We start from the raw sequence: 1,048 nt of genomic DNA on the forward strand, positions 1-1,048 counted from the left end.
GGCGTTTCATGGGACAGGGCGGGGGGCGGGGATCAGCCGCCACATCTTCAGGTCATGCTTGACCCGGCCGGCCTCGCGACCGGCGGCCTCGCCCCGGCCGATATAGAGGTCGGCCCGCACCTGGCCCCGGATGGCGCCGCCGGTGTCGAGCGCGGCGACCAGCCGGCTGTAGCGGGGGAAGGCCCCGGTCAGGGTCGGGGCCCTGCCGTCGATCCAGTAGAGGGCGCCGTAGTCGTGGTGGATGGGATCGACCGCGATCGCCCGGCCGGCCAGCAGCGGCACGTTGGCGGCGCCGGTCGCCTCTTCCCCATCGTCATCCTGCATGCGGAAGAAGACATAGCGGGGGTTCAAGGCCATGACCTCGTCCGCCTCGGGTCCGCGATGCTCGGCCAGCCAGTTGCGGATCGCGTCACCCGAAGTTCCATCGGCGGGCAGCAGGCCCCGGTCGCGCATCGGGGTGGCTATGCCCTTGAACGGCAGGCCGTTGGTGGCGGCGAACACCGCGCGCTTGCGGCGGCCGTCCGGCAGCACAAGGGTGCCGGAGCCCTGGATCTGCAGGAAGAACAGGTCTTCGGGCCGCATCCAGGCCAGGGGCTGGATCTCCTCGCGCGCCTCGATGGCGGCGCGGTCCGGGTAGGGCTGGAGCCTGCCGTCCACCCGCACGCCCTCTCCCTTCCAGCCGGGGCGAGCCGGATCGGGGGTGAAGGCAGGATCGATCTCCAGGTCGGCGGGCCGGGGCCGGACCGGGGCGGTGAAGTCGCCGGTGCGGGAGAAGCGGGCCTCGTACTCGGGCGAGAAATAGGCGGTCAGCAGGCCGGTATCCCCGACCGGGACGGCCCGGAAAGTCGCTTCGAGCAGGGCGCGGGCCTCGGGGCCGGGCAGGGGACCAGTGGCGAGAACCGCGCGGCAGGCATCGGCCGTCTGCGGCTGCGGCTTGACCCGGCAGGTGCGGGCGACGGCGGCCAGGGCGGCGGCGTGGTCTTCGCCGGACCAGCCGGGCAGGGCGGAGAGCGGGACACCGGCCGGCTGAGGCGGCGGCGGTGTCGGC

At 73.8% G+C, this 1,048-nt stretch carries 1 protein-coding gene; it reads right to left on the reverse strand.

Features of this window, described 5'->3' with window-relative positions; all coding sequences use genetic code 11:
• Positions 1-6 precede the first annotated feature (6 nt).
• Positions 7-1,048: MltA domain-containing protein (locus tag GVN21_RS20325; protein ID WP_166576559.1), on the reverse strand; the 1,042-nt coding region annotated here is incomplete at its 5' end.

The organism is Caulobacter sp. SLTY, assembly GCF_009905535.1.
Taxonomy (GTDB): domain Bacteria; phylum Pseudomonadota; class Alphaproteobacteria; order Caulobacterales; family Caulobacteraceae; genus Caulobacter.